The organism is Kitasatospora sp. cg17-2 (genome assembly GCF_054031055.1).
Window position 1 is genome coordinate 689,685 of sequence record NZ_CM132923.1, and the last position, 25,742, is coordinate 715,426.

Consider the following 25,742-nt stretch of genomic DNA (forward strand, 5'->3'; position numbering starts at 1 on the left):
AAGGAAAGGTGACAGACAGTCATGGCAGAGGGCGATGCTCTTTCCACCCATATCTTCGGCGTCCAGCTCGGTGGCTACCTGGTCGAGTCGATCCAGGAGATCAGCGGCCTGACCGTCGAGGAGGAGGTGGTCGAGGTCCGGCAGGTCAGCAAGGACGGCAAGCAGATCATCCGCAAGCAGCCCGGCGCCCGCCAGGCCGGCGAGGTCACGATCACCCGGGGACTCGACAAGAGCAGCGAGTTCACCAAGTGGATCACGGAGACCCTGAACAACGGGGCCGTCGACACCGCCCGGCAGAACCTCACCATCGAGATCAAGGACTCCACGGGCGAGACCGTCCGACGCATCCAGCTGATGAACGGCTGGGCCTCCAAGTGGGAGGGCCCCTCCCTCAAGGCCGGCGAGTCCGCCGCGGCCACCGAGTCCGTGACCATCGTGTTCGAAGAGATCATCGTCGAGTGAGGCGACGTACAGTGACGGCGGGCAGCCTGGAGGAGATCCTCCGGGCCACGGAACCCGCCCCGGCCCCGGCCCCGGCCTCCGCCCCGGCACCGCCGACGGCACCGTCCGCCGGCGCTCCGGCGCGGCGCGAGGAGCACGCGCTGCGCACCGAGTTCGAGTTCGAACTGCCGCGCGGGTACGTGGACGAGGCGGGCACCCTGCACCGGCACGGCTCGATGCGCCTGGCCACCGCGCGCGACGAGCTGCGGCCCCAGATCGACCTGCGGGTCAAGGAGAACCCGGCGTACCTGAGCGTGGTGCTGCTCAGCCAGGTCATCACCCGGCTCGGCACCGTCACCGACGTGCACGCCGGGGTCGTGGAACGGATGTACGCGACCGACGTCGCGTTCCTCCAGGACTTCTACCGGCGCGTCAACAGTGAGGGCCACACCCGCGCGGCGGTCACCTGCCCGCACTGCGAGGGCGCCTTCGAGGTCGACCTCTCCGGTGGGCGCCTGGGGGAATCGTGACGTACGCGCTCCCCCGGCTCAGGGAGGAGATCGCGTACATCGCCTACCACTTCCACTGGCAGCGCGACGAGATCCTCGACCTGACCCATGCCGAACGCCGGCAGTGGGTCACCGAGATCGCGCAGATCAACTCCCGCATGAATGAAGGAGGTTGAGCAGATGGCATGGCGGGACAGGGTGCGCCGGCGGACCGCCGTGCCGGACGCCGCGGGTGTGGCTCCGGAAGCGGGCGCGGACGCGGCGGGTGCGGCGGGTGCGGTCCGGGAGGCCGCCGCCGGCCGGGGCCCGGGCGTGCCCGCGGACTGGGACGGCGGCTGGCGCCGTACCGTGCCGGGCCCCCTGACCGTGTCCCGGGCGCCGATGAGCGTCAGCGACGGACTCGCCTTCCGGGACGGGCTGGCCGCCTGGCGCGATCCGTCCTTCGACACCGGCCTCGCCCACGCCCTGCTGCCGACCGCCCCGACCGGCCTGGTCCGCGGCCTCGCCCGCCCCGCCGTCGCGCAGCCCACCCACAGCGTCGGCGGGCCGCTGCTGCTCAGGGCGCTGCGCCCCACCGACGCGGACACCACGCCGGACGCCGCGCCGGGGGCGGGGGCACCGCAGCCGGCGGCGCCTCCTGCACCGGGTGCGCAGGCTGCCGGGCGGGCACGGCCAGGTGCGCGTGCTTCGGCGAAGGGCGCTGCGAGGTCGGCACAGGCCGCGCCCGCGGTCAGCGCCGGCACCGACCGCTCGCGACCGGAAGGGACCGGCGAGCGCCCTGGTCGGTCCGGCGGCGGGCGGGATACTCCCTCGGGGGCCGGGGCGACGACCGGTGCACCCGGCACCCCTGGCCGCCCGCCCGCGCAGTCTGCGCAGTCCGCAGCGGTGCTCGGCGCGAACACCGCTCCCGTCGTCCAGCGGGCCGAAGTGACCGCCGCAGCCCCGACCGCAGCCCCGACCGCGCCCCCGGCCGGGACCGGCCATACTCCGGCGCCCAAAGGGCTCCCGCTGGTCCGCCGCATCGCGGTGGTCCCCGGCGCCTCCGGCGGGGGCGCTCCGGGGACGGCCCCCGGCGGCCGTCCCGTGCAGCGGACCGCCACCGGATCTGGGTCCCTGCCCACCGCCACCACCGGCCGCCGACCCGGCCAGGCGACACCCGCCGCCACCGGCCCCCGTCCCGGCCACCCCGGCGAAGGGGCTCCGGCGGACCGCGCCGAGGCGACGCACGTTGTGGTGCGGACGCGCCCTGTCGGCCCGTCGCTGACCACCGCCCGCGTGCCCGCCGCACCCAGGCGCCGGGTGCCCGCCGTACTCCCCGCCGCAGCACCGGCCCACGTCGGCCGACCGTCCCCCGACGCACCCGTACAGCGGGCGACCGACGACGCGCCCCCGCTCGGCGCCCCGCCGACCGAAGTCCCGGCGCCCGCCGTGCCCTCGGACGTGGTCGGCCCCGGTCCGGGCGTTGCACCGGCCATGCCCGTCGTCCAGCGGCAGGCGGAGACCGTCCTCGACCGGACCGGCACTCCCGTGCGGGGCGCGGACGCGGCTCCCGTGCAGCGTGCGGCCGACCGTCCTGCCCCGGGCGCTTCGGCGTCCGAACTCCCGCCCTCCAGTGGCTCCTTGGCGGCGGGGGCGGCCGCCCCCGCGCCAACCGCGCCCACACTCCAGCACCGGGCGGAGACCGTGGCCGACGCGCCTGTGCAGCGCGCGGCCGACCACCCCACCCTCGGCACGCCCTCGTCCGAACTCCCCACCACGGCAGCGCCCCTGGGACTGGATCCCGCCACTCCCGCACCGCCCATGCCGATCGTCCAGCGCGCGACGGAGACCACGACCGACGCACCCGTGCAGCGCGCAGCCGATCACCCCACCCTCGGCGCAGCAGCGACCGAACTCAGTTCCACCGCAGCATCCTTGGGCACCGCTCCCACCCCTTCCGCGCCGGGCCTGCCGATCGTCCGGCGGACGACGGAGGCCACGACCGCCACGCCCGTGCAGCGTGCGTCGGGCCACCCCGGCCTCGGCACGCCCTCGTCCGAACTCCCCACCACGGCAGCACCCGTGGGACCGGATCCCACCACTCCCGCACCGCCCATGCCGATCGTCCAGCGCGCGACGGCGACCACGACCGACGTACCCGTGCAGCGCGCGCCCGGCCGGCCGACCCTCGGTCCGCCGCTGGCCGAACTCCCCTCCACCGCAGCGCCCTTGGGCACCGGCCCGGCCGTCCGGGCACGGGCCGGTGAATCCCCCTCCGCGGCCGCGCCCTCGGCGCCGACCCTGCCGGTCGTGCAGCGGCAGTCGGAGGCTCCGGCCGCCGAGGGCGGCCCTGGGCGGACCGCTCGGCGTCCTCGTGCCGGGTTGGGAGCCCCGCTGCCCGCGATGCCGCCGACCGCCAGCCGTCCCGCGGCCCCGGCCACCGTCCAGCGCATGCCCGTGCCCGTGCCGGAAGCGGGACAGCACCCCGCGTCCCCGACCACCGTGCCACCGACCACCGCGTCCCGGCACGGCGGTCGCGCCGGAGTTCCCGCGCCATCCGCAGGAGCCCGGACGAGCGGGCCCGTCCCGCTCGTCCTCGCCGGTCGGCCCGGGGCCCCGGGCCCGGCACCGGCCGCTCCGCGCCGCAGCGTCCAACTGCTCTCGGCGCGGCCCCTGACCCTCGGCAGCGGCCGGGACATGGGCAGCGCGACGGCCCCCGTTCCTTCCGCCCGCGCGGTGAGCCGCCCCGTGGTCGCGGCCCGCTGGACCGCCCCGCCCTCCACCGCCGCGCCGCAGCACGTCCAGCGGGCGCCCGGCGCCCCGGCCCCGCGCCCGGCGTCCGCGTCCGGCCCCCTTCGCCCGTCCGAACCCCTACGCCCGTCCGAGCCCCTTCGCGGACCCGAAGCCCTCCGTACCTCCGGCCCCGGGCGCCCGTCCGGCCCGCTGCCCGTGACCGCCCCGCACGCACCGCCGCTGGTGGTCCGGCCTTCCCCGGCCACGTCCTCGGCAGGGCCCGTACCCGTGGTACAGCTGGTGCGGTCCAGGACACCGGACCCCGGCGGAACGCCGGAAGTCCCCCCGGCATCACCCCCGGCCCCCCTCCCCGTGCAACGCGACACCGGCGGCGTCCGGGGCACCGCCCCGGGAACCACCACCACCCCCGCCCCGCGCACCACCGCCCCGGGAACCACCACCGCCGCCGCCCCGCGCACCACGGCCCCGGAGCAGCAGGTCACCACCCCCGACCGAACCGGCGGAGGTCCGCGCGACGCCGGAGCACAGGGCGGCGACCTCGACCTGGAGGACCTGGCCCGCCGCCTGCTCGACCCGGTCGCCCGCCTGCTGCGCGCCGAGCTGCGGCGCGGCCGGGACCGCGCGGGCAGGACCTTCGACGGCCGCCGCTGAGCACCCGCACGAACGAGAAACGGACCACGGACCGATGACGGACAACATCTTCGCGACCAGCGTGTTCTTCCGGCTGGCGATCGGCGGCAACGACCTGGGCGCCTTCCACACCTGCTCCGGCATGGGCGCCGAGGTCGAGATGGAGAGCTACGCCGAGGGCGGCAACAACGGCTTCACCTGGCAGCTCCCGGGTCGCGTGACCTGGTCGAACATCACCCTCACCCGGCCGGTCACCGCCGACACGGCGAAGATCGGCCGCTGGCTGGACGAGACGCTGCGGCGGGTCGAACCGAAGGACGGCGAGATCGTGGCCCTGCGGCCCGATCTGAGCCGGATCATCAGCTGGCAGGTCTTCGGGATCGTCCCGGTCCGCTGGCAGGGTCCGTCCTTCGACCCCGCCAACTCCGCGGCCGCGGTGGAGACCCTGGAGATCGCCCACGCGGGACTGGTCCCCGCCTGACCCGCCCCACCGACGTCCCACCACCGCCCCACCGAAGTCCCCCCACCGCCCCGTCCGACGACCGCCGTACTCCCGCTCCGGAAGGAAGCCCCGCCATGGCCTACTCGGCACGCGCCAGCCGCGCCAGGGCCCAGCTCACCCTGAAGGAGCCCCCGGCCTCGGTCGGGGCCAAGCCCGGCGGGACGATCGCCCGGCTCGACCTCCAGTTCAACCCCTCGACCCTGCAGCTGGGCAAGACCACCGAGTGGCGACGGTCCCCGTCCCGGATGGCGGGGCAGTCGGCGCTGCCCGAGTTCGTGGGCAGCGGACCGCGCACCCTGAGCCTGGAGGTCTTCCTGGACGCCACCGCCACCCATGACGACTCGGTGGAGCAGGCGGTCGAGAAGCTGATGAAGGCGTGCGTGCCGACCCCGGCCAGTCTCGGCCGCAAGAAGCCGGCCAGCCCCTGGGTGCGCTTCGAGTGGGGCAGCGCGCGAACCACCTCCTTCGACGGGGTGCTGTCGAACCTGTCGGTCTCGTACACGCTCTTCGACGTGGACGGCACGCCGTTGCGGGCGACCTGCTCGCTGTCCATCGAGGAGGCGAGCGTCGAACCGCCCGGCCAGAACCCGACGTCGGGCGCGCGCACCGCGCGCAGCACGCACACCCTGGTGGCGGGCGACAGCCTGGCGATGCTGGCCTGGCGCGAGTACGGCGACGCGACGGCCTGGCGGGTCATCGCGGAGGCGAACGGCATCGACGACCCGATGGCGCTCGCCCCGGGCACCGAGTTGGTGGTGCCGGCCCTGCGGGACGACGACCGCGCCCGAACGACCGGCGACGGGCACGCATTCGACAACGGACCCGGAAACGGACCCGACAGCGGTCCGGAGCACAGGCCCGACCACGGTCTCGACCACGGACGAAGCAGCGACAACGGGTTCGGCAACGGCAGCGGCGAGGGGGAACGGTGAGCGGGTTCGATTCCGGGGGCAGGTCCTTCGCGGCCGACCCGATCGTGGAGGCCCCCGGCGAGCTGCCGCAGATCTGGGCGGCGCAGCTGGTCAGCTGCGTGGTCGACGAGAACGTGAGCCTGCCGGACGCCGCCGTGCTCACCTACCGCGACCCCGACCACGAGTTCCTGCGCGCCACCGGGATCACCATCGGATCCCCGCTGCGCGTGTCGGTGACGACGGCGAAGGGGCAGGCCCGGGAGCGGCTGTTCGACGGGGAGGTGACGGCCCTGGAGATCGACCGGGACGGCACCGGGTCGTTCACCGTCGTCCGCGCCTACTCCAGGGCCCACCGGCTCCAGCGCGGCCGCAAGGTGGTCGCGTACCGGAACATGACGGCCGCGGACATCGTCCGCAAGGTGGCCGCGAGCGCCGGTCTGGCCGTCGGGAGGGTGGAGGCCGCGCCGGTGACGTACCGGCAGCTGTCCCAGGCGAACGTCTCCGACTGGGACTTCCTGCAGTTCCTCGCGGGCGAGAGCGGTGCGCGGGTGCGCGTCGACGACAAGGGGCTGCTGCAGTTCACCAGGCCCGCGAAGGCGTCCGGGGCGCCGGCGCCCTCGACGTCGGCCGCGCTCGACCCGATGGTCCTGGAGTACGGGCGCAACCTGCTGGCGCTGCGGGCCGCGCTGTCGGCCGCCGACGGCGCCTCCGAGGTGCAGGTGCGCGGCTGGGACGTCGCCACGAAGCGGCCGTTGGTCGCCGAGCAGCCGTCCGTGGTCAGCGACACCGTGGTGCCGGGGCTCGCTCCCGGGACGGCCGCCCGGTTCGGGAGGTCGGTGGTGGCCGTCACCGACACCCCCTACCGGACCCAGGCGGAGACGGCGGCGGTCGCCCGCGCGGCGGCGGCCCGGGTGAGCGCCGGGTTCGGCGACCTGGAGGCGGTGGCCGAGGGCAATCCGCTGCTGCGGGCGGGCAGACCGGTGGCGCTGGGCAACGTGGGGCCGGCGTTCTCCGGCCGGTACACGGCGACGGCCGTGCGGCACGTGCTGGAGCCGCACGGCGGCTACCGCACCACCGTGTGGGTCGACGCCGGCCAGGACCGCTCCCTGCCCGGACTGATGGCGGGCGCCGACGCTCCGGGGCGCGGCCCGCGCATCCCCGGTCTGGCGGTCGGGGTGGTGACGGACGTGCGCGAGCCGAACGGCTCCGAGCGCGGCGCGGTGCGTCTGACGTTCCCCTGGCTGGACGACACCTACGTGACCGACTGGGTGCGCACCGTCCAGTGGGGCGGCAAGGGCGGTGGCGGGGTGGTGAGCCCGGAGGTCAACGACGAGGTGCTGGTCGGGTTCGAGCAGGGCCTGCTGGACAGTCCGTACGTGATCGGCGGGCTCTACAACGGGGTGGACCGGCCCTCGCCGCACGGGGTGCCGCTGGTCGACGCGACCAGCGGCAAGGTCAACCGCCGTTCGGTGGCCTCGCGTTCGGGTCACCGCGTGGAGCTGCTGGACGCGCCGGCACCGGGTCCCTCCGGGCTGCGGCTGGTGACCGGGGACGAGCGGCTGGAGGTCCGCATGGACGACCGCCTGGACCGGATCGAGCTCACCGTGTACGCGGGACGGAACCGTCCGCTGACCTCCGTCCTGCTGGACCGGGACGGCATCACGCTCGACGCCCGGCAGGGCACCGTGAAGGTGACCGGTCGGCAGGTGGACATCGACGGCACGGCCGGGGTCAGCATCGGCGGCCGGTCGGTCCAGGTGTCCGGGTCGACGGAGGTCTCCGTCGACGGCGGCCTGCTCGCCGTCCTCAAGGCCCGTCTCGTCCGGATCAACTGACGTCGCGTCAGTATCTGTTCCCACTCTCCCCCTTCTCCCCGAGGAGCCCCCGATGCCAGCCGCAGCCCGTACCGGTGACCCCACCGACCACGGTGGCCGGGTCGCGACCCCGCCGCCCGGTGCCGCCGCGCGGGTGGCGACGGTGCTGATCGGCGGGCGGCCCGCCGCCGTGGTGGGCAGCCTGCACGTCTGCCCGGTACCGCCGCACGCGGCCCTGGGGCCGGGGAACGTCCTGCTGCCCTCCCCGGCCGCCGTCACCGGGGGTGCGGTGCTGATCGGCGGACTGCCCGCCGCGCGGGCCCGCGACAAGGCGGCGTGCGGCGCGACGGTCCTGACCGGTGCGCCCGACGTGCTGATCGGAGGAGTGTGATGGGCGATCGGTTCATCGGGCGCGGCTGGGCGTTCCCGCTGCGGGTCGGGCCGACCGGCGGGATCGCCATGGTCGAGCGGGAGCGGGAACTGGAAGAGGCCATCCGCCTCGTGCTGGGCACCGCGCCCGGCGAGCGGCCGATGCGGCCCGACTTCGGCTGCGGCATCCACGAGTACGTCTTCGCCCCCGGCGACGGCGTCACCGCCGGGCGGATCGCCCAGCAGGTGCGCGAGGCGCTGGAGCGCTGGGAGCCGCGGATCGCGGTGGACGAGGTCGTCGTGGCCTTCGACGCGGTGGAGACGGCCACCCTCTACATCGACGTGCGCTACACGGTGCGCACCACCAACGACCGGCGCAACCTGGTCTTCCCCTTCTACACGATCCCCTCCGAGCAGGGGACCGAGGAAACGGTCGCGGACTGATGGCCCTGCCCTCCCCCAACCTGGACGACCGACGGTTCCAGCAGCTCGTCGACGAGGCGAAGCGGTACGTGCAGCAGCGCGCCCCGGAGTGGACCGACCACAACGTCTCCGACCCGGGCGTCACCCTGATCGAGACGTTCGCCTACCTCGTGGACCAGCTGCTGTACCGGCTGAACCGGGTCCCGGACAAGAACTACCTGGCCTTCCTGGACCTGTTGGGCATCCGGCTGTACCCGCCGTCGGCGGCCGTCGCCGAGGTCGACTTCTGGCTGTCGGCGCCCCAGCCGGACCCGGTGACGCTGCCCGCGGGCACCGAGGTGACGACCGCGGCCGGCGAGACCGGGGCGGCCGTGGTCTTCGCCACCACCGACGACCTGCGGATCCTGCCGAGCGAGCTGATCCGGCTGGTCACCGCGCCCCGTACCGGCGAGCAGACCGACCGGACGGGTGCGCTGGCCGAGGGCCGGGACGTCCCGTGCTTCCAGGCCGCGCCCGAGCCCGGTGACGCGCTGCTGTTCGGCCTGCCGACGGCGGTGCCGCGCTGCGTGGTCGCGGTCCGCCTGGACAGCCGGGTCGAGGGCGTCGGCGTCGACCCGCGCCAGCCCCCGCTGGTGTGGGAGGCGTGGGACGGCGGCCGGTGGCAGCGCTGCGAGACAGGCTCCGACAGCACCGGCGGGCTGAACCGGCCCGGCGAGGTCATCGTGTACGTGCCGGCCGGACACACGGCGTCGCTGATCGGCGGGACCAGGGCGGGCTGGTTGCGCTGCCGGGTCACCGAGGCGGAGCCGGGGCAGCCGTTCTACTCGGAGTCGCCGACGGTGCGCGAGGCCGCCGTCTTCACCGTCGGCGGCACCACGGCCGTGGAGCACGCCGAGCGGGTGACCGACGTGCCGCTCGGCGTCTCGGAGGGGGTGGCGGGGCAGTCCTTCCGGCTCGGCCGCCCGCCCGTGCTGCTCGACGGGGAGCCCCCGGTGGTGGAGGTGTCCTCGCCGGACGGGTGGCAGCGCTGGGAGGTGGTGGAGCACTTCGGGCACTCGGGGCCGGCCGACCGGCACGTCCGGGTGGACGCCACCACCGGCGAGTTCGCGTTCCCGCCGGTGCTGCGCGAGGCCGACGGCACCCTGCGCGCGTGCGGGGCCGTACCGGCCAAGGGCGCCCGGATCCGGGTGGCCCGCTACCGCACCGGCGGCGGCCCGGCGGGCAACGTCTCCCGCGGCGCGGTCTCCGTCCTGCGCAGCTCCGTCCCGTACGTCGCCCGGGTCGTCAACCGGGAGGCGGCGCGCGGCGGGGTCGCCGGGGAGACCGTCGACAACGCCAAGCTGCGGGCGCCGGAGACGCTGCGCATGCAGGAGCGCGCGGTGACCGCCGAGGACTACGAGATCATCGCCCGGCAGGCGGCCCCCTCCGTGCGCCGGGTCCGCTGCCTGCCCGACCGGGACGCGGGCGCGGGCGCGGTACGGGTCCTGGTGGTGCCGGACGCGGTGGCCGACGAGGGCGGCCGGCTGCGCTTCGAACAGCTGATCCCGTCCGACCAGGTCCTCGCCGGGATCACCGCGGCCCTCGACGAGCGGCGCCTGATCGGCACCCGGCTCCTCGTCGAGCCGCCGTTCTACCAGGGCGTCACCGTCGTCGCCCGGCTCTCGGCACCGGCCGCGGCCGCCGACCGGGTGCGCGACGCGGCGCTCGACGCGCTCTACCGGCACTTCGACCCCTTGCGCGGCGGAGCCGACGGAACGGGCCGGCCGTTCGGGCGGCCCGTGCAGTACGGGGAGGTGTTCGGTGTGCTGCAACGCGCCGTCGGGGAGGTGGTGGTGGAGGAGATCCGGCTGTTCGCCGCCGACCCGGTCACGGGCCGGCGCGGCGCCCCGGTCGACCGGGTCGACGTCGGCGCGGGTGCGCTGGTCTTCTCCTACCAGCACCAGGTGCTCGTGACCGCGCGGGAGCCGGAGGTGCGCGGATGAGCCGCGCCGCCGTCCCGGACCTGCCCAGCCGCCACCCGATCGGCGAGCAGCTTCCCGCGCTGTACGCCGACGACGACTTCGCGCAACGGTTCACGGCGGGGCTGGACACGGTCCTGGCCCCGGTGTTCACCACCCTCGACAGCCTGCCCGCGTACTTCGATCCGCGGCTGGCGCCGGCCGACTTCCTGGCCTGGCTGGCGACCTGGGTGGGCGGCGCCGACGATCCGCGCTGGCCGCTGGCGCTGCGCCGGGAGGCGGTGGCCGGCGCGGTGGAACTGCACCGCTGGAGCGGCACCCGGCGCGGCCTGGTCGAGGCTCTGCGCCTGGTGCTGGACGTGGCCGCCGAGATCACCGGGGACGGCGGGGCCGCCTGGTCGAGCACCGCCGGTGGCGCGCTGCCGCCCGCCCCGGCCGACGAGGTGCTCGTCCGGGTGTGGCCGCTGCGGCACGGCGGAGCGGTGGACGCGGCGCACGAGGTGGACGCCGACCGGGTCCGGGCGCTGGTCCGGAGCCTGTGCCCGGTCCACACGGTCTGCCGGGTGGAGGTCCTGCCGGGACCGCCCACGAACGAGGAGGGGCGACAGTGACGCGCGAGTGTCCCGCGTGCGGGGCGGCCAACGGTCCGACGGACGGCTTCTGCGGCAACTGCGGCTCGTACCTGGGCTGGTCGGACACCCCGGCTGCCCCGGCCGCCGACCCCTCGCCTCCCGCCGTCCCCCGTCCCCCCGACCCGTCACCGCCCGCCGAGCCCCCGCCCGCCGAGCCCCCGTCCACCGAACCCCCGCGCGCCGAACCCCGGCGCGCCGCCGCCGCTCCTCCCCCTTCCCCTCCCCTCCCCGACTCGCCGCAGCCCGTACGGCCGGCGAAGGCCGTCGCACCACGCCCGGTCGTCCGGCCGGTCCCGGTGGACGACGACACCGCCGGAACGCCCTGCCCCTCCTGCGGCACGCCCAACCCGCCCGACCGCCGCTTCTGCCGCCGCTGCGCGACCCCGCTCGCGCCCGGTACGGCCCCACCGCCGCTCCCCTGGTGGCGGACGATCCGGCGGCGGCGCCGCACCCGGGCCGGCTCGGGCCGGGCCACCCGCTTCCTGGTGGTCCTGGCCGTGGTGCTGGCCCTGTGCGCGGGCGGCCTCCTGCTGCTGCCGGCCGGCCGGAACCTGGTCGCGGACACCCGGGACAAGCTGGGCAAGAGCAAACAGGTCACCCCGGTCCGCGTGGAGGCGAGTGCCGAGGTACCCGGCCGGCCGGCGGGCAACGCCACGGACGGGCTCAGCAACCGCTACTGGGGCGCACCGGGCCCCGGTGCCTCGATCACCTGCACCTTCGCCGAACCCTTCCGCCTGGTGGCCGTGATCGTCACCAACGGCGCCTCGACCTCGCCCGAGGACTACGCCGGCGAGGGGCGGGCCCTGCGGATCGACCTGGAGGTGACGGACTCGAACGGCCGGAAGTCGGTCAAGAAGCTGACCCTGATCGACAAGCCCGGCCCGCAGACCTTCGACACCGGCATCAGCGACGTCACCACCGTCCGGCTGACCCTCGAAGCCCCCGCCGGCCTGGACGGCGACCGCCATCTCGCCCTGGCCGAGCTGGAGTTCTTCCGGCGGAGCTGAGCCCCGGCGGACACCGGTGCCGGACCGGTGCCGGACCGGCGCCGATCCGCGCCGCACCCCCGTGGACGCACCCCCCGTTGACGCCCCCCGTGGCCGCGCCGGGCCTGGACGTCGGCCGAGGAGGACCGGGCTCCCCCACGGGGGGGCGGCGCCCGCGTCTTACCGTTCCCTGACGCCGCCCCGTGTCGGGGCGCCGCGGGTCGGGACGGCCGCTAGCGTCGGCGGCATGAGAATCCTGGTCACCGGCGGTGCCGGTTTCATCGGTGTGTCCGTGGTGCGGGCCCTGGTCGCGGCCGGGCACGCGGTGCGGGTGCTGGACGCCCTGCTGCCGGCGGTCCATCCGACCGGGCGGGCGCCCGTGCTGCCCCCGGGTGTCGACTTCCGGCGCGGGGACGTCCGGGACGCGGCGGCTGTCGAGGAGGCGCTCGCCGGCGTGGACGCGGTCTGCCACCAGGCGGCGATGGTCGGGCTGGGGCTGGACCTGGACGACGCGCCGCAGTACGTCGGCTTCAACGACCTCGGCACCGCGGTCCTGCTGGCCGCGATGGCGCGGACCGGTGTCCGGCGGCTGGTGCTGGCCGGGTCCATGGTGGTCTACGGGGAGGGGCGCTACCGCTGCGCGCGGCACGGCGAGGTGGCACCGGGGCCGCGGCGGCCCGCCGATCTGGACGCCGGGCGGTTCGAGCCGCCCTGCCCGGTCTGCGGGGCTCCGCTGCGGCCGGACCTGGTCGCGGAGAGCGCGCCCGCCGACCCCCGCAACGTCTACGCGGTGACCAAGCTCGCCCAGGAGCACCTGGCCGCGGCGTGGGCGCGGGCCTGCGGCGGAGCCGTCCTGACGCTGCGGTACCACAATGTGTACGGCCCCGGGATGCCGCGCGACACCCCGTACGCGGGAGTGGCCTCGCTGTTCCGGTCGGCCCTCGCCCGGGGCGAGGCGCCCCGGGTCTTCGAGGACGGCGGCCAGCGCCGGGACTTCGTCCACGTCGCGGACGTCGCCGCCGCGAACCTCGCGGCACTGGCGGCCGTGGGCGACCGGCCGCCGGGCAGCGCCCGGGCGTACAACGTGGGCAGCGGCGAGGTGCGCACCGTCGGCGGGATGGCGGCCGCGCTGGCCGCGGCCCACGGCGGCCCGGCGCCGGTGGTGACGGGCGAGTACCGGCTCGGCGACGTGCGCCACGTCACCGCCGACTCGGCCCGGCTGCGCGCCGAGCTGGGCTGGCTGCCGCGGGTGTCCTTCGACCGGGGCATGGCGGAGTTCGCGGCCGCGCCGCTGCGGGTCTGAAGGTCAGCCGCGGGCGGACGGCAGGGCGATCTCGAAGCAGCAGCCGCCGGCGACGTTGTGGACGCGGGCGCGCCCGGCGTGGGCCTCGACGATGCCGCGGACGATGGCGAGGCCCAGGCCCGCACCACTGCCGCCGGCCTCGGGCCGGTCGGACCCCTCACCGGGATCGGCCGGCCTGGGCGTGCGGGCCGCGGTGCCGCGCCAACCGGTCTCGAAGACCCGGGGCAGGTCCTGGGCGGGGATGCCGCCGCAGCCGTCGGTGACGGAGAGCAGCACCTCGTCCGCCTCCCGCCGCGCGGACACCGCGACCACGCCGTCCTGGGGGGTCGAGCGGATCGCGTTGACCAGCAGGTTGCCCAGGACCCGGGTGATCTCGCGGCTGTCGACCTCGACCGGCTCCGGCTCCACCTGCCGGCCCTCCAGCCGGACGCCCCGCTGGCGCGCCAGCGCGTGGGCGCCGGCCAGGGCGTCGTCCACCAGGTCGTAGACGGACACCCGGGAGAGCGAGAGGGAGAGGGTGCCGGCCTGGATCCGGGAGAGTTCGAACAGGTCGTCCACCATGCCGGTGAGCCGTTCGACCTCGGTGCGGATCCGCCGGAGGTAGCGCTCGGGCTCCTCGGCGACGCCGTCCTCCAGCGCCTCGGCCATCGCCCGCAGTCCGGCCAGCGGGGTGCGCAGGTCGTGCGAGATCCAGGCGACCAGCTCCCGCCGGGACTGTTCGAGGGCCTGTTCGCGGGCCCGGGACTCGGCGAGCCGGGCGCTGGTGGCGGCGAGCTCCCCACTGAGCTGGGCCAGTTCGCGGCCCAGCGGGTGGGCGGGCGCGGTGAAGCCGGTGTCGCTGCCGACGGTCCTGGCGGCCACGGTCAGCGCCCGGCTTCCGGCGACCACCTGCCGCCCCAGCAGCGCGGCCGTGCACAGCGACACGACGGCGGCCATGGCGAGCACCGTTATCACGACACCGAGGTCGTGGGAGGAGAGGAACATGGCCTGCGCGACGGCGAAGGTCCCGGAGGTGACGGCGAGCACGGTGACGGCGGCGACGCAGAACAGCGAGAGCGCCATCGAGCGTCGGCGCAGCAGCCGGACGGCGGGCCAGCCGAGCAGGCCCGCGCCACCGGCGCCGAGGGCGGCGAACAGCGCGATCAGCAGCAGGTCCTTCACGAGCGGTCCTCCTCGGCGCGCCGCGCCGGGTCGTAGCGGTAGCCGACGCCCCACACCGTGCTGATCAGCCGCGGCGCGGCGGGGTCGTCCTCGATCTTCTCGCGCAGGCGCCGCACGTGGACGGTCACGGTGGAGAGGTCGCCGAAGTCCCAGCCCCAGACCCGGGCCATCAGCTCCTGCCGGGAGAACACCGTCCCGGGGTGCCGGAGCAGGAACGCCAGCAGGTCGAACTCCCTTGCCGTGAGCGCCAGTTCCTTCCCCGCCCGGTGGGCACGACGGGCCGGTCCGTCGAGGGTGATGTCCCCGGAGCGGACGGGCCCGGCCGGGGTGCCGGGCGCCGGTGCCCCCGCCCGCGCGCGCCGCAGCACCGACTGGACCCGCAGGACGAGCTCGCGCGGGCTGAACGGTTTGGTGACGTAGTCGTCGGCGCCCAGTTCCAGGCCGAGGATGCGGTCGGCCTCGTCGCCCCTGGCGGTGAGCATGACGACCGGCAGTTGCGCACCGCTGTCCTGGCCGCGCAGGCGCCGGAGCACCTCCAGGCCGTCGATGCCGGGGAGCATCAGATCGAGGACCACCAGGTCGGGGCGGTGGGCGCGGGCGAGGGCGAGCCCCTGCGGGCCGTCGGCGGCGTGGTCGACGCGGTGGCCGGCGCGGGCGAGGTAACCGGCGACGACCTCGGCCACGGTCGGGTCGTCGTCGATCACCAGGACACGGCCGGCGGCCGGGGGTCCGGTGGTGGCGGAGGGCTCGTTCACCCCGCCGAGGATAGGTGCCCCCGCGCCGGTGCGGACGCCGCCGCGGTCCGCCGTTCGACCTCCGTAAGATCCGGGGACCTGCCGCGCCGGCGCCCCGGTGGGCCGTCGGCGGGACGTTCGACTTCCGTAAGGCTGCGGCGCCGCCGCGCGGAGCCGAACGGCCCCTAGCGTGACCGGCGTGACCTCCGTTACCCCTCTTCCTCCTTCCTCCGGTGTCGATGTCGTGCTGCCCTGCCTCGACGAGGCGGCGGCCCTGCCCTGGGTGCTCGGGCGGATCCCGCCGGGCTGGCGGGCGATCGTCGTGGACAACGGTTCCCGCGACGGCTCGGCCGAGCTGGCCCGATCGCTCGGGGCGACCGTGGTCGAGGAGTCCCGGCGCGGATTCGGCGCCGCCTGCCACGCCGGGCTCCTCGCCGCCACCGCCGAGCTGGTCTGCTTCCTGGACTGCGACGGCTCCCTCGATCCCGCCCAACTGCCCCGGGTCACCGCCCCGTTGGCCGACGGCAGCGCGGACCTCGTGCTCGGCCGCCGCCGGCCGGTGGCCGTGAACGCCTGGCCCCTGCACGCCAGGCTCGCCAACACCGTGCTGGCCCGCCGCCTGCGCGCCCGCACCGGTGCCCCGCTGCACGACCTGGGGCCGATGCGGGCCGCGCGGCGCGAGCGCCTGCTCGCCCTCGGGCTGGGCGACCGCCGCTCCGGGTACCCGCTGGAGATGGTGCTCGCCGCCTCGGCCGCCGGCATGCGGATCGCCGAGACCTCCGTCGACTACCTGCCGCGCGCCGGCCGGTCGAAGGTCACCGGCACGCTGCGCGGCACCCGGCAGGCGATCCGCGACATGCGGGCCGTCCTGGCCGCCCCGCCGCCCACCCTGCTGGTCATCGCCAAGGCTCCCGTGCCCGGCCGGGTGAAGACCCGGCTCACCCCGGCCTGCACACCCGAGCAGGCGGCGGCGCTGGCCGAGGCCGCGCTCGTGGACACCCTGCACACCCTGGCGACCGTACCGGCCGGACGGCGCCTGCTGGTCCTGGACGGCGAACCGGGCCGCTGGCTGCCGCCGGGGTGGCAGGTGGTCCCGCAGAGCGGCGGCGGACTGGACGCGCGACTCGCCGCGGCCTTCGGCCACGCGGCCCGGCTCGCCCCGCACGCGCCCGCGCTGCTGGTCGGCATGGACACCCCGCAGGTGGGCGCGGCCACCCTGGCCGAGCCGCTCTCACCGGTGCGCCGGGCCGGGGCGGACGCCTGGTACGGGCCCGCGTCCGACGGCGGCTTCTGGGCCCTCGGCCTGGCCCGGCCGACCGAGGACCTCGCCCGCCGGCTCCTCCTGGGCGTGCCGATGTCGACCCCGGACACCGGTCGGGTGCTCCTGGACCGGCTCGCGGCGGCCGGCCTGGCGGTCCGCCGGCTGCCGGAGGCCACCGACGTCGACACCGTCGAGGACGCCCGGCTGGTCGCCGCCCAGGCACCGCACAGCCGGTTCGCCGCCCGCCTGCGCTCGTTCCGGACCGCCCCCGAGGTGGCGGGTTGAGCGGCACCGCGACGGCCTGGATCGACGACCCGTTCGCCGACGCCGTCCGCACCGGACGCGGTCCGCTGTGGCTGCGGGGCGACGACGGCCGCCGGATCCCGCTGGACATCGAGCGCTGGTGCGCGCCCGCCGACGGCGGTGACCACAGCCTGCTGCTGCGCTGCTTCGACCTGTCCGCGCCGGTCGTGGACCTCGGCTGCGGGCCCGGCCGGCTGGTCGCCGCGCTGCTCGCCCTCGGGGTCCCGGCACTCGGCGTCGACGTCACCCCGGCGGCCGTCAGCCGCACCCTGGGCCTCGGCGGGGCGGCGCTCTGCCGGTCGGTGTTCGACCGGCTGCCGGCCGAGGGCCGCTGGGGCGCCGCCCTGCTGGCGGACGGCAACCTCGGCATCGGCGGGAACCCGCAGGCCCTGCTGCGGCGGGCCGCCGAACTGATCGCGCCGGACGGGCTGCTGCTGGTGGAGGTGGAACCGCAGGAGGTCGACGAGCGCGTCACCGTCCGGGTCGAGGGCCCGGACGGCCGGCTCGGGCCGCCGTTCGCCTGGGCGCGCCTCGGCGCCGGGGCCGCCGTCCGGCGGGCCCGCGGCGCCGGGCTGGTCGAGGCGGAACGGTGGACCTCCCACGGCCGGCGCTTCCTCGCCCTGCGCAGGCACGCCGCCGCACCCGCCGGCTGAGGCCGTCCGCCGCACCGGGGGGCGCGCCCCCGGTGCGGCGGCTCAGGGGCGGGGTGCGCCGCCGCCCCGGACCGGGTGTCCCCGGTCCGGGTCGGGCGCCCACCCTCCGCCCACCGTCACGACCGCCCGCCCCGCCAGCCGCTGCCGCAGCAGCGGGACCAGGAGGACGACGCACAGCGCCGTCCCGTAGGAGAGCTGCTGCGCCGTCTGCCCTCCGGTCAGGTAGAGCGCCTGCCCGGCGGCCGGAACGGCCAGCCACTCCCAGCGGCCGTCGAGGGCGACCAGCGCGACCACCAGCAGCCCGTACCACGGGTATCCGGGCGAGACCAGCAGCAGCGCGGTGCCCGTCACCAGCAGCGCGCCCTCCCAGGGCCGCTCCCGGTCGCCCCGGAGCAGCACCCGGACCACCACGACCGCCAGCACCAGCCCCGCCGCCCACGGTGCGAGGCGGTCCGGCAGGACCAGGCGCAGCAGCCCGAACCGGTCGAGGTGTCCCTGCTCGTAGCCCTCCTCCCGCAGGTAGCCCGGCAGGTAGCCCAGGACGGAGATGCCGGAGGCCGCGACGTACGGCAGGTAGGAGAGGGCGAACGCGCCCAGCGCGGAGCCGAGCAGCAGGACGTCGCCGCGGGTCGGGCGGCGGGCCAGCAGGCCGGACAGCGCCCCGGGAAGGGCCAGGGCCGGCAGCAGTTTGGTGGCGACCGCGCCGCCGAGGAGGAGCCCCCCGCGGACCGCTCGGCCCCGGGCCGCGCAGCCGAGCCCGGCCACCGTCAGGAGCGCGCCGAGCGTGTCCACGTGCGCGTCGTTGACCGCCCACACGGTCACGCCGGGGAACCACCCCCACAGCGCGGCGCGCCACGGCGCCCGCCCCGTTCCCAGCAGCAGGCCGGTGGTCGCCACCGCCAGCAGTGCCCCGGCGGCCTGGACGCCGCGCACCCCGCCCCCGAAGGGGTGCAGCGCGAGGAACCAGGCCTGCGCGACGGGCGGGTAGACGGTGTGCACGGCCGGCCGGTTGATGCGGGTGCAGTCCCCGGCCGCCGTCCGCCGCTCGTCCCAGCCGGTGCAGCCGTCGCCCGTCGGGAAGAGACCGGGATCGCGCAGGCGGGCCAGCGCCGGGTCGTCCGGGGTGTGCGCGTAGGGCGAGACCCCGGCGGCCTGGACGCGCCCGTCCCAGACGTAGCGGTAGGCGTCGTCGCTGGTCCGCGGCGGGGCCAGGAGCCCGACGGCGGCCACCGCGACGCTGCCCGCCAGGACCAGCGGCACGGCCTGCCGTCCGGGCACCCGGCGCAGCAGCGGTACCGCGAGGGCGAAGAGCGCGACGTCGAGGAGGTACCAGCCGTGGCGCGGGAGGGCGCCGCCCTCGGCGACGGTCAGCGCCAGGGCGGTGACCAGGGCGGCCAGGGCGAGGAGGCAGGGCAGCACGGTACGGGGGATCACGTCGGCCACCCTCCCACCGGCGGGGCCCGGCGGGCCGGGCGGCGGGGCCACCGTTCGGATTCCGTAAGCACGTCGGAGCACCGGTCCGGCCCGTCCGGGCGCTTCGATGGGCAGGTGGAATCCGAACCCGCCGACTCCGGCACCCCGGCCGCCCGCCGTCGCTACGACCCGCCGCTGCCCGCTCCCCCGTCGTTCCTGCGGCGCGGGCCGTTCCGCGAGGGCGCGTTCACCTCGCCGCTGCACGAGCCGCGGACGGTGGTCGTCGTGGGACGGTGGTTGGGCGCGGCCCTGCTGCTGTGCTTCCTGACCGGCCTCGTCAGCCATCTGCTCCAGGACCCGCCCACCTGGCTCGCCCCCCACCTGCCGGCCCGTCCGGTGAACGGCTACCGCGTCACCCAGGGCCTGCACGTGATCGCCGGTCTGGCCGCGGTCCCGCTGGCCGGCGCGAAGCTGTGGGCGGTCTACCCCCGGCTGTTCGAGTGGCCCCCGGCGCGCAGTGTGCTGCACGCCCTGGAGCGGCTCGGCATCGCGGTCCTGGTCGCGGCCGTCCTGCTGGAGCTGTTCACCGGTCTGCTGAACACCCTCCAGTGGTACCCGTGGCCGTTCCCGTTCCGGCAGACGCACTTCTGGCTGGGCTGGCTGGCCACCGGCGGACTGCTGGTCCACCTCGCGGTCAAGGCGCCGCTGATCGCGGCGAACTGGTGGCGCCGGGCGGCGCCGGTGCTGGTCGGGCGCCGGGCGTTCCTCGCCTCGGTGTTCGCCGCGACCGGCACGGTCACCCTGGTCACGGCCGGGCAGACGGTGCCCTGGCTGCGTGCCCTGGACCTGCTGGCACCGCGCCGCCCGGACCTCGGCGCCCAGGGCCTGCCGGTGAACCGCACCGCCGCCCAGGCCGGCACGCTCACGGTGCCGGCCGGCTGGCGCCTCGTGGTCGACGGGCCCAGGCCGTACGCGCTCACCCTCGCCGAGCTCGGCGAACTCCCCCAGTACGAGGTGGAGCTGCCGATCGCGTGCGTGGAGGGCTGGAGCGCCACCGCCCGGTGGGGCGGGGTCCGGGTCTCCGACCTGCTGGTGCGGGCCGGGGCCCCGGCCGGGTCCTCGGCCCGGGTCACCTCGCTGGAGGCCGAGGGGCCCTACCGGGTGATGGAGATGCCCGCGCGGTACGCGGACGATCCGCTCAGTCTGCTGGCCCTGCGGGTCAACGGCGAGGTGCTGACGGCGGACCACGGGTTCCCGGCGCGGATCGTCGCGCCGAACCGGCCCGGTGTCCTGCAGACCAAGTGGGTCGCCCGGATCGAGGTGGTCGCATGACCGCCGCGGTCCGCGGCCTGCTGCTGGCGGCCGGCCTCGCCCTGATCGGCTACGGCCTGTACGGGCTGCTCGGCGACCCGTACCTCACCGACCCGGTGGACGTCCTGGTCTGGGGGTTCGGGGGGCTGGTGCTCCACGACGGCCTGTGGGTGCCGCTGTTGTGCCTGCTGGGCGCGTTCCTGGTGCGCGGGCCGGTGCTGCGCGGCTGGCTGGTGGTCGCGGCGGCCGTCACCGCCGTCGGCCTGCCGGCCGTGCTGCGCGCCGGGGACGACGGCGGCAACCCGTCCGTGCTGCCGCTGCCGTACCTGCGCAACTGGCTGCTGGTGCTGGCCGCCACCGCCGGACTCGCGCTGCTGGTCGCGCTGGTCGGACGGTGGCGGCGCCGGGATCCCGCCGCCGGGTACCGGGACCGCGGCGTCAGGCGCCGGGCACCCCGGGGAGACCGGTCGTGAGGCCGTCCAGGGCGTGCGGGCACGGGCAGTCGCGCACCGCGGGGAGGCGCTCCACCGCCTTGAACAGCACGGTGCGCAGCCGGTCGACGTTGCGGGCGAACTCCTTCAGCACCTCGCCGTGGGTGACGCCCGCACCGCTCTCGACGCCCGCGTCGAGGTCGGTGACCAGCGCCACCGAGGTGTAGCAGAGCCCGAGTTCACGGGCGAGGACGGCCTCCGGGTGCCCGGTCATGCCGACCACCGACCAGCCGTTGGCGGTGAACCAGCGGGACTCCGCGCGGGTGGAGAAGCGCGGGCCCTCGATCACCACCAGCGTGCCGCCGTCGACCGGCTCCCAGGCCGCCTCCCCGGCGGCCTCCATCGCCACCTGCCGCCCGGCCGGGCAGTACGGGTCGGCCGTCGACACGTGCACCACCTCGGGCACCGTGCCGTCCGGCAGCGGCAGACCGTCGTAGAAGGTCTGCGGGCGCCCCGAGGTCCGGTCCACGAACTGGTCGGGCACCAGCAGGGTGCCCGGCCCGTACTCCGGCCGCAGCCCGCCGACCGCGCAGGGCGCCAGCACCTGGCGCACACCCAGGGTGTGCAGCGCCCACAGGTTCGCCCGGTAGTTGATCCGGTGCGGAGGGAGCCGGTGGCCCCGTCCGTGCCGCGGCAGGAACGCGACCCGGCGGCCGGCCGCCTCGCCCACGAACAGCGCGTCGCTCGGCTCGCCGTACGGGGTGTCCACCCGCACCTCGGTCACGTCGTCCAGCAGCTCGTAGAGCCCGGACCCTCCGATCACGCCCACCTCGGCGCTGGGCCGGACGTCCTGGTCGACCGTCATCGCGGTCCGCCTCTCTCCTCGGGAACAGCCTCCGGGCCACTGTAGGAACGGACCGCGCCGGATCCGGGCCGCCGGTCCTTACGAATCGCGAACGTCCCCCGTGTGCTCGTTCCGGTGACGACGGGACCCGGGGGCACCGGGTCCGGGTGCACCGCCACGCCCGTCGAGGGAGGAGGCCGAGCGGCAGCGAGGTTCAGGGAGCCCCGTACTCCGCCAACCGCTCGGCCGCACGGCGGACGCGAGGCTCGCGCCGCAGGGGGTCGAGGCGGTCGAGTCGTTCGCGGAACTGACGGCCGAGCACCGGAGGAAGACCCCCCGTGACCACCACGACCTGCTCGACCACGTCCGCGGCACGATCGACGTCCCCCAGGGCCAGGGCCACATCGAGAACAGTCAGGAGGTAGAGCGCGGTGAAGGGAGGCGTACCGTCGGAACGCGGTACGGCCAGAGCCCGCGTCACGGCGTCGACGTGCCGCTCCGCCCGCTCGGAACGTCCGAGGTGGACCGCCACCCGGGCCCGAACGAGGTTCAGGGTGAGGTGGTCCGGTTCGGCTTCGCGCCCGGTGTCCGACACCGAGGCGTCCCCGCAGCCGGCGACGGCCTCCTCCGCCCGGGCCAACGACCGGTCGGCACGGCCGGCTTCGCCCTCGCGAGCGCGGGCCATGGCCCGGGCGCCGTGCAGCACCGCCGCGAACGCCGCCGGACGGTCCGGGTCGGCGGCACCGGCGGCACCGGCGGCACGGACGAGCATCCGCACGTCGGCGGGGTCACCGGCCTCCAAATGCCGCAGGCCCAGCAGCAGCATCGCCCGGGACACCCGAACCCGGTCCCCCGCCACGGCGGCCGCCCGCATCGCCGCCAGCGCCTGCCGCTCCGCCCGGGCCTGCTCACCGAGCGCACCGCTGATCCAGGCGCACAGCAGCGCGGTCCGCGCCCCGAGCAACAGCAGGTGACGCCCGGTGGCCCGGTCCTGGCCGGCCGCCGTAAGCAGCCGCACGACCAGCCGGTGTTCGGCCACAGCCGCCACGTACAGCGCCGTCGGCGGCAGCTGGGTGCGGTGGAACTGCTGCTCCAGACCCGCGACGCGCGCGGAGATCCACGCCAGCCCGTCCACCCCGGTGGGTTCGCCGCCCCCGACCCGGCCGCGTCCCGGGGCGGAGGCACGCGCGACCGCCGCCTTGAGGTGGCCGGCCAGGGCCGGTCCGCGGAGGACCAACCCGGGCGGGGCGGCGACCTCCGCCAGGTGGGCCGAGCTGCGCAGGACGGCGGCCGCACCGCCGCCGTTCCAGTGCTCGTCCCGCAGTGGAGCGTCACCGACGGCCAGGTACAGCCAGTGCGGCCAGCCGAGCCGTACGACCTGCCCGGGCGGGACGCCGTGGATGTCGGCCATCGCCAGCTGCGCGGTGTACTCGGGCACGATCCGCCCCGACTCCCACCGCGACACCTTCTCCCGCCGCGCGGCCGTCCGCCCGTGACCGAGGCCCGCGTGCCGCTCGGCCACCAGACGGGCGTACTCGGGGTGGGACAGACCCATCCCCGTGCGCAGCAGCGTCAGCGGGTGGACCACGAGCAACGCCCCGGAAGGCCCGGCGCGCGGCCGAGAGCGCTGGTCCCGGTGGGGGCCCACGGGTTTCCGTCGGCGCCGGAGCGCGGCGGCGCGGACCGGTGCTGTCCGTCGTTCACGGTGGTGTTTCCTTTCCGGTGGACCACGTGCCCTTGAGGAGCCCGCACGGACGGCGGGTCGGGGCGGGGCCAGCCTCTCCGGCAGCACCCGGGTCTGTGATCCCCCGGACCGGCCGCTCCGGGGCCACCGTCCGGCTGCCCCCGGACCGACCGTCCGGAGGTCCGCTGGCCCCCTGTCGGCTTTCGCGGGCCCCCTTGTCGGCGACGGCCGTACCCCCGTCCTGCGGGAAAGCGCCGAGAGCCTGCGCGGCACGCTCACCTGCGGCACCACACCCGTCGGCGGCCACCGCATCCACGCCCGCCTGTCCGTCTCCGACCACTGACCGCAGCCCGTCGGGGCCGGTCGGCCTGCCGCGTGCGCCACGTGGGCCGGGGCGCTCTTCACTCGAACCGGTGTATTGGGCGGGACGGTCGGTTCGATGTCCTCGGCCCGGGTCACGCTCCTGGACATATGGCTGAGGAGCGTGCGGGACGGACGGTGAGGTCGGGGCGGCCGCCGCGGGCGGGTTTCCGGGGGTGGCGCCGGATCGCCGTCGCGGCTGCCCTCGTGCTGGTCGCCTGCGTGTGCGCGATGTGGCCGTCGGCCGATGCCGGGAGGGATCCGGCCGCGACCGCCGCGCCCGTCGCACCGCTCGCGGCACCCTCGTCCGTACCCGGCTGTGACCTCGGCACCTACGTCAACGACCTGTACGACCTGGATCCCGCGAAGCGGGTCTTCTCCGCACGGCTGTACCTGTGGTCGATCTGTCCGGACCCGAAGCTGGACCCGCTGCCCACGGCCGCGTTCACCAACGCCGACGATCCGGAGAAGGGTGATCCCGTCCTGACCTCCGAGGCCGGCAGGTTCAGGGACCTGATGCTCCTGCAGGGGACCTTCCGGCAGGACTGGGACGTCCGCGCCTTTCCTTTCGACCGGCAGCGGATCGAGGTGCTGGTGACGGCGGCGGCGGAGAGCCGGACCTTCCGGATGCTCCCGGACAACGTCAACTCGACCTACAACAGGGAGATCCGGCCGGCAGGGTGGCGGATCACGGGTTTCCGGCTCGAACCCGCCCAGCGCGTCTATCCCACGAACTTCGGTGATGTCACGCTGCCGCCGGGGGCCACGAGCACCTACAGCAGGATCCGTGTGCAGATCGATCTGGCGAGGGACGATCCCACGGTCTTCTGGAAACTCACCGGGCCGCTGTTCCTCATGGTGCTCGTGGTCACCGCGACCTTCCTGCTGCCCGCGCACACCGAGGCCCTGGGCATGGGAGAGCGGCTGAACTCCCTCCAGAGCCGCCTCGCCATGCTCGCCGGTGGGCTGTTCGTGGTGATGCTGAACATGCAGCAGGTCAACACGGTGATCACCAGCACGGTCGGGCTCACTCTCCTCGACTGGCTCCACCTGCTCACCCTCGGCTTCCTCCTGCTGGCGGTCGTCGCCACCGTCCTCTCCTGGCGCTGGACGGTGCACGGCGGCAGCGCCGATCAGGCGGGGCGGTGGAACCGCCTGGTCGCGACGGCGGGCCTGGCGGGATACCTGGCGATCACCCTGGCACTGGTGTGGAGCTTCGCCGCACGAGCGGGGTAGCGAGGTCAGTTCGTGCCGTCGGCCGGAAGGTCCGGGTCGGCACTGACGGGTGAGAGGTTCTGGACGGCCCGGGCCTGGTCAACCATGATCAGCAGGGCGTCGAGGCTCGCCGCGGAGAGCCCCTCGGCGCGCAGCGCGAGCGAGCGCACGCGTGTGTCGCGCAGCGCGTGCGCGAGCCTGAGCTGGGAGTTGACCCGCTCGGCGACCGCGTCGTTCAGGAAGTACTCGGGCGGCACGCCGAAGAACTCGGCGAGGACGTCGAGTTGTTCGAGCGTGACATTGCGCTTCTTGCCGGTCGCTGAGCGCGGTGCGCGGCCGGCCTCCGGACCGGCCCCGGGAGAATTAGAAGAACTCGTCGAGCAGTTGGTAGAAGGCGATCCGGTCGCTCCGCAGCTCCGTCGCCCCGTAGCGCTCCAGGAAGCTCTCCACGCAGTCCGGGCCGAACCACGGGTCCTCGACGTGCCGGAGCTCACGGAGCGCGATCGCCAGGTCGGAGTGCCGGTCGGCGCGGCCCAAGCGGCCCACGTCGATCAGCCCGGTCACCGTGAGGGTGTCGGGATCGATCAGGACGTTGTTCGGGCACAGGTCACCGTGGCAGACGACAAGGTCCTCGTCGGCCGGGCGGGTGCGCCGGAGTTCGGCGAGCAGCCGCTCCCCCGACCAGCCCTCCCGCTCGTCCTCCAGGTTCTCCAGGTCCACCAGGCCGTAGGCGACGGCCTGTTCGGCGAGCGGGACGGCGGTGGCGAGGCTGCGGTCGAAGGGGCACTTGTCGACCGGGAGTTCGTGCAGCGCCCGGGCGATCCCGGCGATCGCGGCGGCCACCGCCGGGCGCCGGTGGGCCGGCCATTCCTCGGCGGCGCCGACACCGGGGACGGCCTCGGTGACCAGCCAGACCGCGTCGGCGTCCGCGCCGCGGTCGACGATGCGCGGCACCGGGATGCCCTGGTCGGCCAGCCAGGCCAGGCGGTCGGCCTCGGCGGCCAGGTCGAGCGCGGGATTGCCGTCCGGCGCCGCCGGGGCGATCTTGGCGTAGAGATTCGAGCGCGGTCCGACGAGCAGATGCACGAGAGCCCCTGAGTCACCGTCAGTCACCGGCGTCCACTCGTAGGTCGAGTAACGATGGCGCAACGTGCGGTCCAT

24 protein-coding genes and 2 pseudogenes are annotated in these 25,742 nt (G+C 75.9%); 19 read left to right on the top strand and 7 right to left on the bottom strand.

Going from position 1 to position 25,742, the window contains the following annotated elements; translation table 11 throughout:
* The first annotated feature begins 21 nt into the window (after positions 1-21).
* From ACW14Y_RS02840 to ACW14Y_RS02900, 13 genes and pseudogenes are all read left to right on the top strand, one after another.
* The gene (locus ACW14Y_RS02840) at positions 22-462 is read left to right on the top strand and encodes a phage tail protein (RefSeq protein WP_340635028.1); all 441 of its coding nucleotides are present in this window, start codon (positions 22-24) and stop codon (positions 460-462) included.
* Positions 459-971, top strand: a complete 513-nt coding sequence (locus ACW14Y_RS02845; RefSeq protein WP_380308035.1) for a hypothetical protein — start codon at positions 459-461, stop codon at positions 969-971. Before ACW14Y_RS02840 ends, ACW14Y_RS02845 begins: the two co-directional genes overlap by 4 nt.
* Positions 968-1,126 carry a DUF6760 family protein gene (locus ACW14Y_RS02850; protein WP_167349762.1) on the top strand — a complete coding sequence of 53 codons (159 nt, stop codon included), beginning with the start codon at positions 968-970 and terminating at the stop codon, positions 1,124-1,126. Before ACW14Y_RS02845 ends, ACW14Y_RS02850 begins: the two co-directional genes overlap by 4 nt.
* 2,908 nt (positions 1,127-4,034) lie before the next feature.
* Entirely contained in the window at positions 4,035-4,334 is a 300-nt protein-coding gene (locus ACW14Y_RS02855; protein WP_456985744.1) for a hypothetical protein, read from the top strand.
* Between the two features lie 34 nt (positions 4,335-4,368).
* Entirely contained in the window at positions 4,369-4,794 is a 426-nt protein-coding gene (locus ACW14Y_RS02860) for a phage tail protein (protein WP_053645909.1), read from the top strand.
* A gap of 95 nt (positions 4,795-4,889) precedes the next feature.
* Positions 4,890-5,588, top strand: a pseudogene (locus ACW14Y_RS02865) (CIS tube protein); the annotation flags it as partial.
* A gap of 155 nt (positions 5,589-5,743) precedes the next feature.
* On the top strand, positions 5,744-7,561 hold the full coding sequence (locus tag ACW14Y_RS02870) for a type VI secretion system Vgr family protein (protein ID WP_456985745.1): 1,818 nt from the start codon (positions 5,744-5,746) through the stop codon (positions 7,559-7,561).
* Between the two features lie 52 nt (positions 7,562-7,613).
* On the top strand, positions 7,614-7,931 hold the full coding sequence (locus ACW14Y_RS02875) for a PAAR domain-containing protein (RefSeq protein ID WP_380308029.1): 318 nt from the start codon (positions 7,614-7,616) through the stop codon (positions 7,929-7,931).
* Positions 7,931-8,353 (top strand): GPW/gp25 family protein, encoded by a 423-nt coding sequence (locus tag ACW14Y_RS02880; protein ID WP_340635035.1) that lies wholly within the window; start codon positions 7,931-7,933, stop codon positions 8,351-8,353. The genes ACW14Y_RS02875 and ACW14Y_RS02880 overlap by 1 nt, the downstream gene beginning before the upstream one ends.
* Positions 8,353-10,314 carry a putative baseplate assembly protein gene (locus ACW14Y_RS02885; protein WP_380394368.1) on the top strand — a complete coding sequence of 654 codons (1,962 nt, stop codon included), beginning with the start codon at positions 8,353-8,355 and terminating at the stop codon, positions 10,312-10,314. Before ACW14Y_RS02880 ends, ACW14Y_RS02885 begins: the two co-directional genes overlap by 1 nt.
* Complete coding sequence (locus ACW14Y_RS02890; RefSeq protein WP_456985746.1) at positions 10,311-10,901, top strand: phage tail protein; 591 nt, start codon at positions 10,311-10,313, stop codon at positions 10,899-10,901. The genes ACW14Y_RS02885 and ACW14Y_RS02890 overlap by 4 nt, the downstream gene beginning before the upstream one ends.
* Positions 10,898-11,929: an NADase-type glycan-binding domain-containing protein gene (locus ACW14Y_RS02895; protein ID WP_456985747.1), complete on the top strand. Its 1,032-nt coding sequence runs from the start codon at positions 10,898-10,900 to the stop codon at positions 11,927-11,929. Before ACW14Y_RS02890 ends, ACW14Y_RS02895 begins: the two co-directional genes overlap by 4 nt.
* Positions 11,930-12,155: 226 nt before the next feature.
* Positions 12,156-13,211 (top strand): NAD-dependent epimerase/dehydratase family protein, encoded by a 1,056-nt coding sequence (locus tag ACW14Y_RS02900; RefSeq protein WP_456985748.1) that lies wholly within the window; start codon positions 12,156-12,158, stop codon positions 13,209-13,211.
* Between the two features lie 3 nt (positions 13,212-13,214).
* Here ACW14Y_RS02900 and ACW14Y_RS02905 read toward each other — a convergent pair whose 3' ends face one another.
* Positions 13,215-14,372, bottom strand: a complete 1,158-nt coding sequence (locus ACW14Y_RS02905; RefSeq protein ID WP_380312828.1) for a sensor histidine kinase — start codon at positions 14,370-14,372, stop codon at positions 13,215-13,217.
* Positions 14,369-15,127 (bottom strand): response regulator transcription factor, encoded by a 759-nt coding sequence (locus tag ACW14Y_RS02910; RefSeq protein ID WP_380312825.1) that lies wholly within the window; start codon positions 15,125-15,127, stop codon positions 14,369-14,371. Before ACW14Y_RS02910 ends, ACW14Y_RS02905 begins: the two co-directional genes overlap by 4 nt.
* Before the next feature lie 169 nt (positions 15,128-15,296).
* On the opposite strand from ACW14Y_RS02910, the pseudogene ACW14Y_RS02915 reads away from it, so the two are divergent.
* The 3 genes and pseudogenes from ACW14Y_RS02915 to ACW14Y_RS02925 all read left to right on the top strand — a co-directional run.
* Positions 15,297-16,016 (top strand): annotated as a pseudogene (locus ACW14Y_RS02915) (glycosyltransferase family 2 protein); the annotation flags it as partial.
* A 177-nt stretch (positions 16,017-16,193) separates the two neighbouring features.
* The gene (locus ACW14Y_RS02920; RefSeq protein WP_456988035.1) at positions 16,194-16,652 is read left to right on the top strand and encodes a TIGR04282 family arsenosugar biosynthesis glycosyltransferase; all 459 of its coding nucleotides are present in this window, start codon (positions 16,194-16,196) and stop codon (positions 16,650-16,652) included.
* A complete protein-coding gene (locus tag ACW14Y_RS02925) occupies positions 16,649-17,323 on the top strand; it encodes a methyltransferase domain-containing protein (protein ID WP_456985749.1) in 675 nt (224 codons plus the stop codon). The genes ACW14Y_RS02920 and ACW14Y_RS02925 overlap by 4 nt, the downstream gene beginning before the upstream one ends.
* 42 nt (positions 17,324-17,365) lie before the next feature.
* On the opposite strand, the gene ACW14Y_RS02930 is transcribed toward ACW14Y_RS02925, so the two are convergent.
* Complete coding sequence (locus ACW14Y_RS02930) at positions 17,366-18,757, bottom strand: glycosyltransferase 87 family protein (protein ID WP_456985750.1); 1,392 nt, start codon at positions 18,755-18,757, stop codon at positions 17,366-17,368.
* Between the two features lie 174 nt (positions 18,758-18,931).
* Here ACW14Y_RS02930 and ACW14Y_RS02935 point away from each other — a divergent pair, with 174 nt between their 5' ends.
* Both ACW14Y_RS02935 and ACW14Y_RS02940 read left to right on the top strand, forming a co-directional pair.
* Positions 18,932-20,068, top strand: coding sequence for a molybdopterin-dependent oxidoreductase (locus ACW14Y_RS02935; RefSeq protein ID WP_456988037.1), 1,137 nt, complete (start codon positions 18,932-18,934; stop codon positions 20,066-20,068).
* A complete protein-coding gene (locus ACW14Y_RS02940; protein ID WP_380311937.1) occupies positions 20,065-20,520 on the top strand; it encodes a hypothetical protein in 456 nt (151 codons plus the stop codon). Before ACW14Y_RS02935 ends, ACW14Y_RS02940 begins: the two co-directional genes overlap by 4 nt.
* Here ACW14Y_RS02940 and ACW14Y_RS02945 read toward each other — a convergent pair.
* Both ACW14Y_RS02945 and ACW14Y_RS02950 read right to left on the bottom strand, forming a co-directional pair.
* Entirely contained in the window at positions 20,486-21,343 is an 858-nt protein-coding gene (locus ACW14Y_RS02945; protein ID WP_380311940.1) for an S-methyl-5'-thioadenosine phosphorylase, read from the bottom strand. The two genes, ACW14Y_RS02940 and ACW14Y_RS02945, sit on opposite strands and share 35 nt — an antisense overlap.
* 193 nt (positions 21,344-21,536) lie before the next feature.
* Complete coding sequence (locus ACW14Y_RS02950) at positions 21,537-22,910, bottom strand: hypothetical protein (RefSeq protein ID WP_456985751.1); 1,374 nt, start codon at positions 22,908-22,910, stop codon at positions 21,537-21,539.
* Between the two features lie 567 nt (positions 22,911-23,477).
* On the opposite strand from ACW14Y_RS02950, the gene ACW14Y_RS02955 reads away from it, so the two are divergent.
* Positions 23,478-24,602, top strand: a complete 1,125-nt coding sequence (locus ACW14Y_RS02955) for a hypothetical protein (protein WP_456985752.1) — start codon at positions 23,478-23,480, stop codon at positions 24,600-24,602.
* A gap of 5 nt (positions 24,603-24,607) precedes the next feature.
* Here the strand turns inward: ACW14Y_RS02955 and ACW14Y_RS02960 are convergent, their stop codons facing one another.
* Both ACW14Y_RS02960 and ACW14Y_RS02965 read right to left on the bottom strand, forming a co-directional pair.
* Positions 24,608-24,838 carry a hypothetical protein gene (locus tag ACW14Y_RS02960; protein WP_380393856.1) on the bottom strand — a complete coding sequence of 77 codons (231 nt, stop codon included), beginning with the start codon at positions 24,836-24,838 and terminating at the stop codon, positions 24,608-24,610.
* Between the two features lie 106 nt (positions 24,839-24,944).
* Positions 24,945-25,742: an APH(3') family aminoglycoside O-phosphotransferase gene (locus tag ACW14Y_RS02965; RefSeq protein WP_456985753.1), complete on the bottom strand. Its 798-nt coding sequence runs from the start codon at positions 25,740-25,742 to the stop codon at positions 24,945-24,947.

Coding starts and splice junctions, on each gene's coding strand:
- ACW14Y_RS02840 (WP_340635028.1), top strand. CDS start 22: ATGGCAGAGGGCGATGCTCTTTCCACCCATATCTTCGGCGTCCAGCTC.
- ACW14Y_RS02860 (WP_053645909.1), top strand. CDS start 4,369: ATGACGGACAACATCTTCGCGACCAGCGTGTTCTTCCGGCTGGCGATC.
- ACW14Y_RS02875 (WP_380308029.1), top strand. CDS start 7,614: ATGCCAGCCGCAGCCCGTACCGGTGACCCCACCGACCACGGTGGCCGG.
- ACW14Y_RS02880 (WP_340635035.1), top strand. CDS start 7,931: ATGGGCGATCGGTTCATCGGGCGCGGCTGGGCGTTCCCGCTGCGGGTC.
- ACW14Y_RS02885 (WP_380394368.1), top strand. CDS start 8,353: ATGGCCCTGCCCTCCCCCAACCTGGACGACCGACGGTTCCAGCAGCTC.
- ACW14Y_RS02890 (WP_456985746.1), top strand. CDS start 10,311: ATGAGCCGCGCCGCCGTCCCGGACCTGCCCAGCCGCCACCCGATCGGC.
- ACW14Y_RS02900 (WP_456985748.1), top strand. CDS start 12,156: ATGAGAATCCTGGTCACCGGCGGTGCCGGTTTCATCGGTGTGTCCGTG.
- ACW14Y_RS02940 (WP_380311937.1), top strand. CDS start 20,065: ATGACCGCCGCGGTCCGCGGCCTGCTGCTGGCGGCCGGCCTCGCCCTG.
- ACW14Y_RS02945 (WP_380311940.1), bottom strand. CDS start 21,343: ATGACGGTCGACCAGGACGTCCGGCCCAGCGCCGAGGTGGGCGTGATC.
- ACW14Y_RS02955 (WP_456985752.1), top strand. CDS start 23,478: ATGGCTGAGGAGCGTGCGGGACGGACGGTGAGGTCGGGGCGGCCGCCG.
- ACW14Y_RS02965 (WP_456985753.1), bottom strand. CDS start 25,742: ATGGACCGCACGTTGCGCCATCGTTACTCGACCTACGAGTGGACGCCG.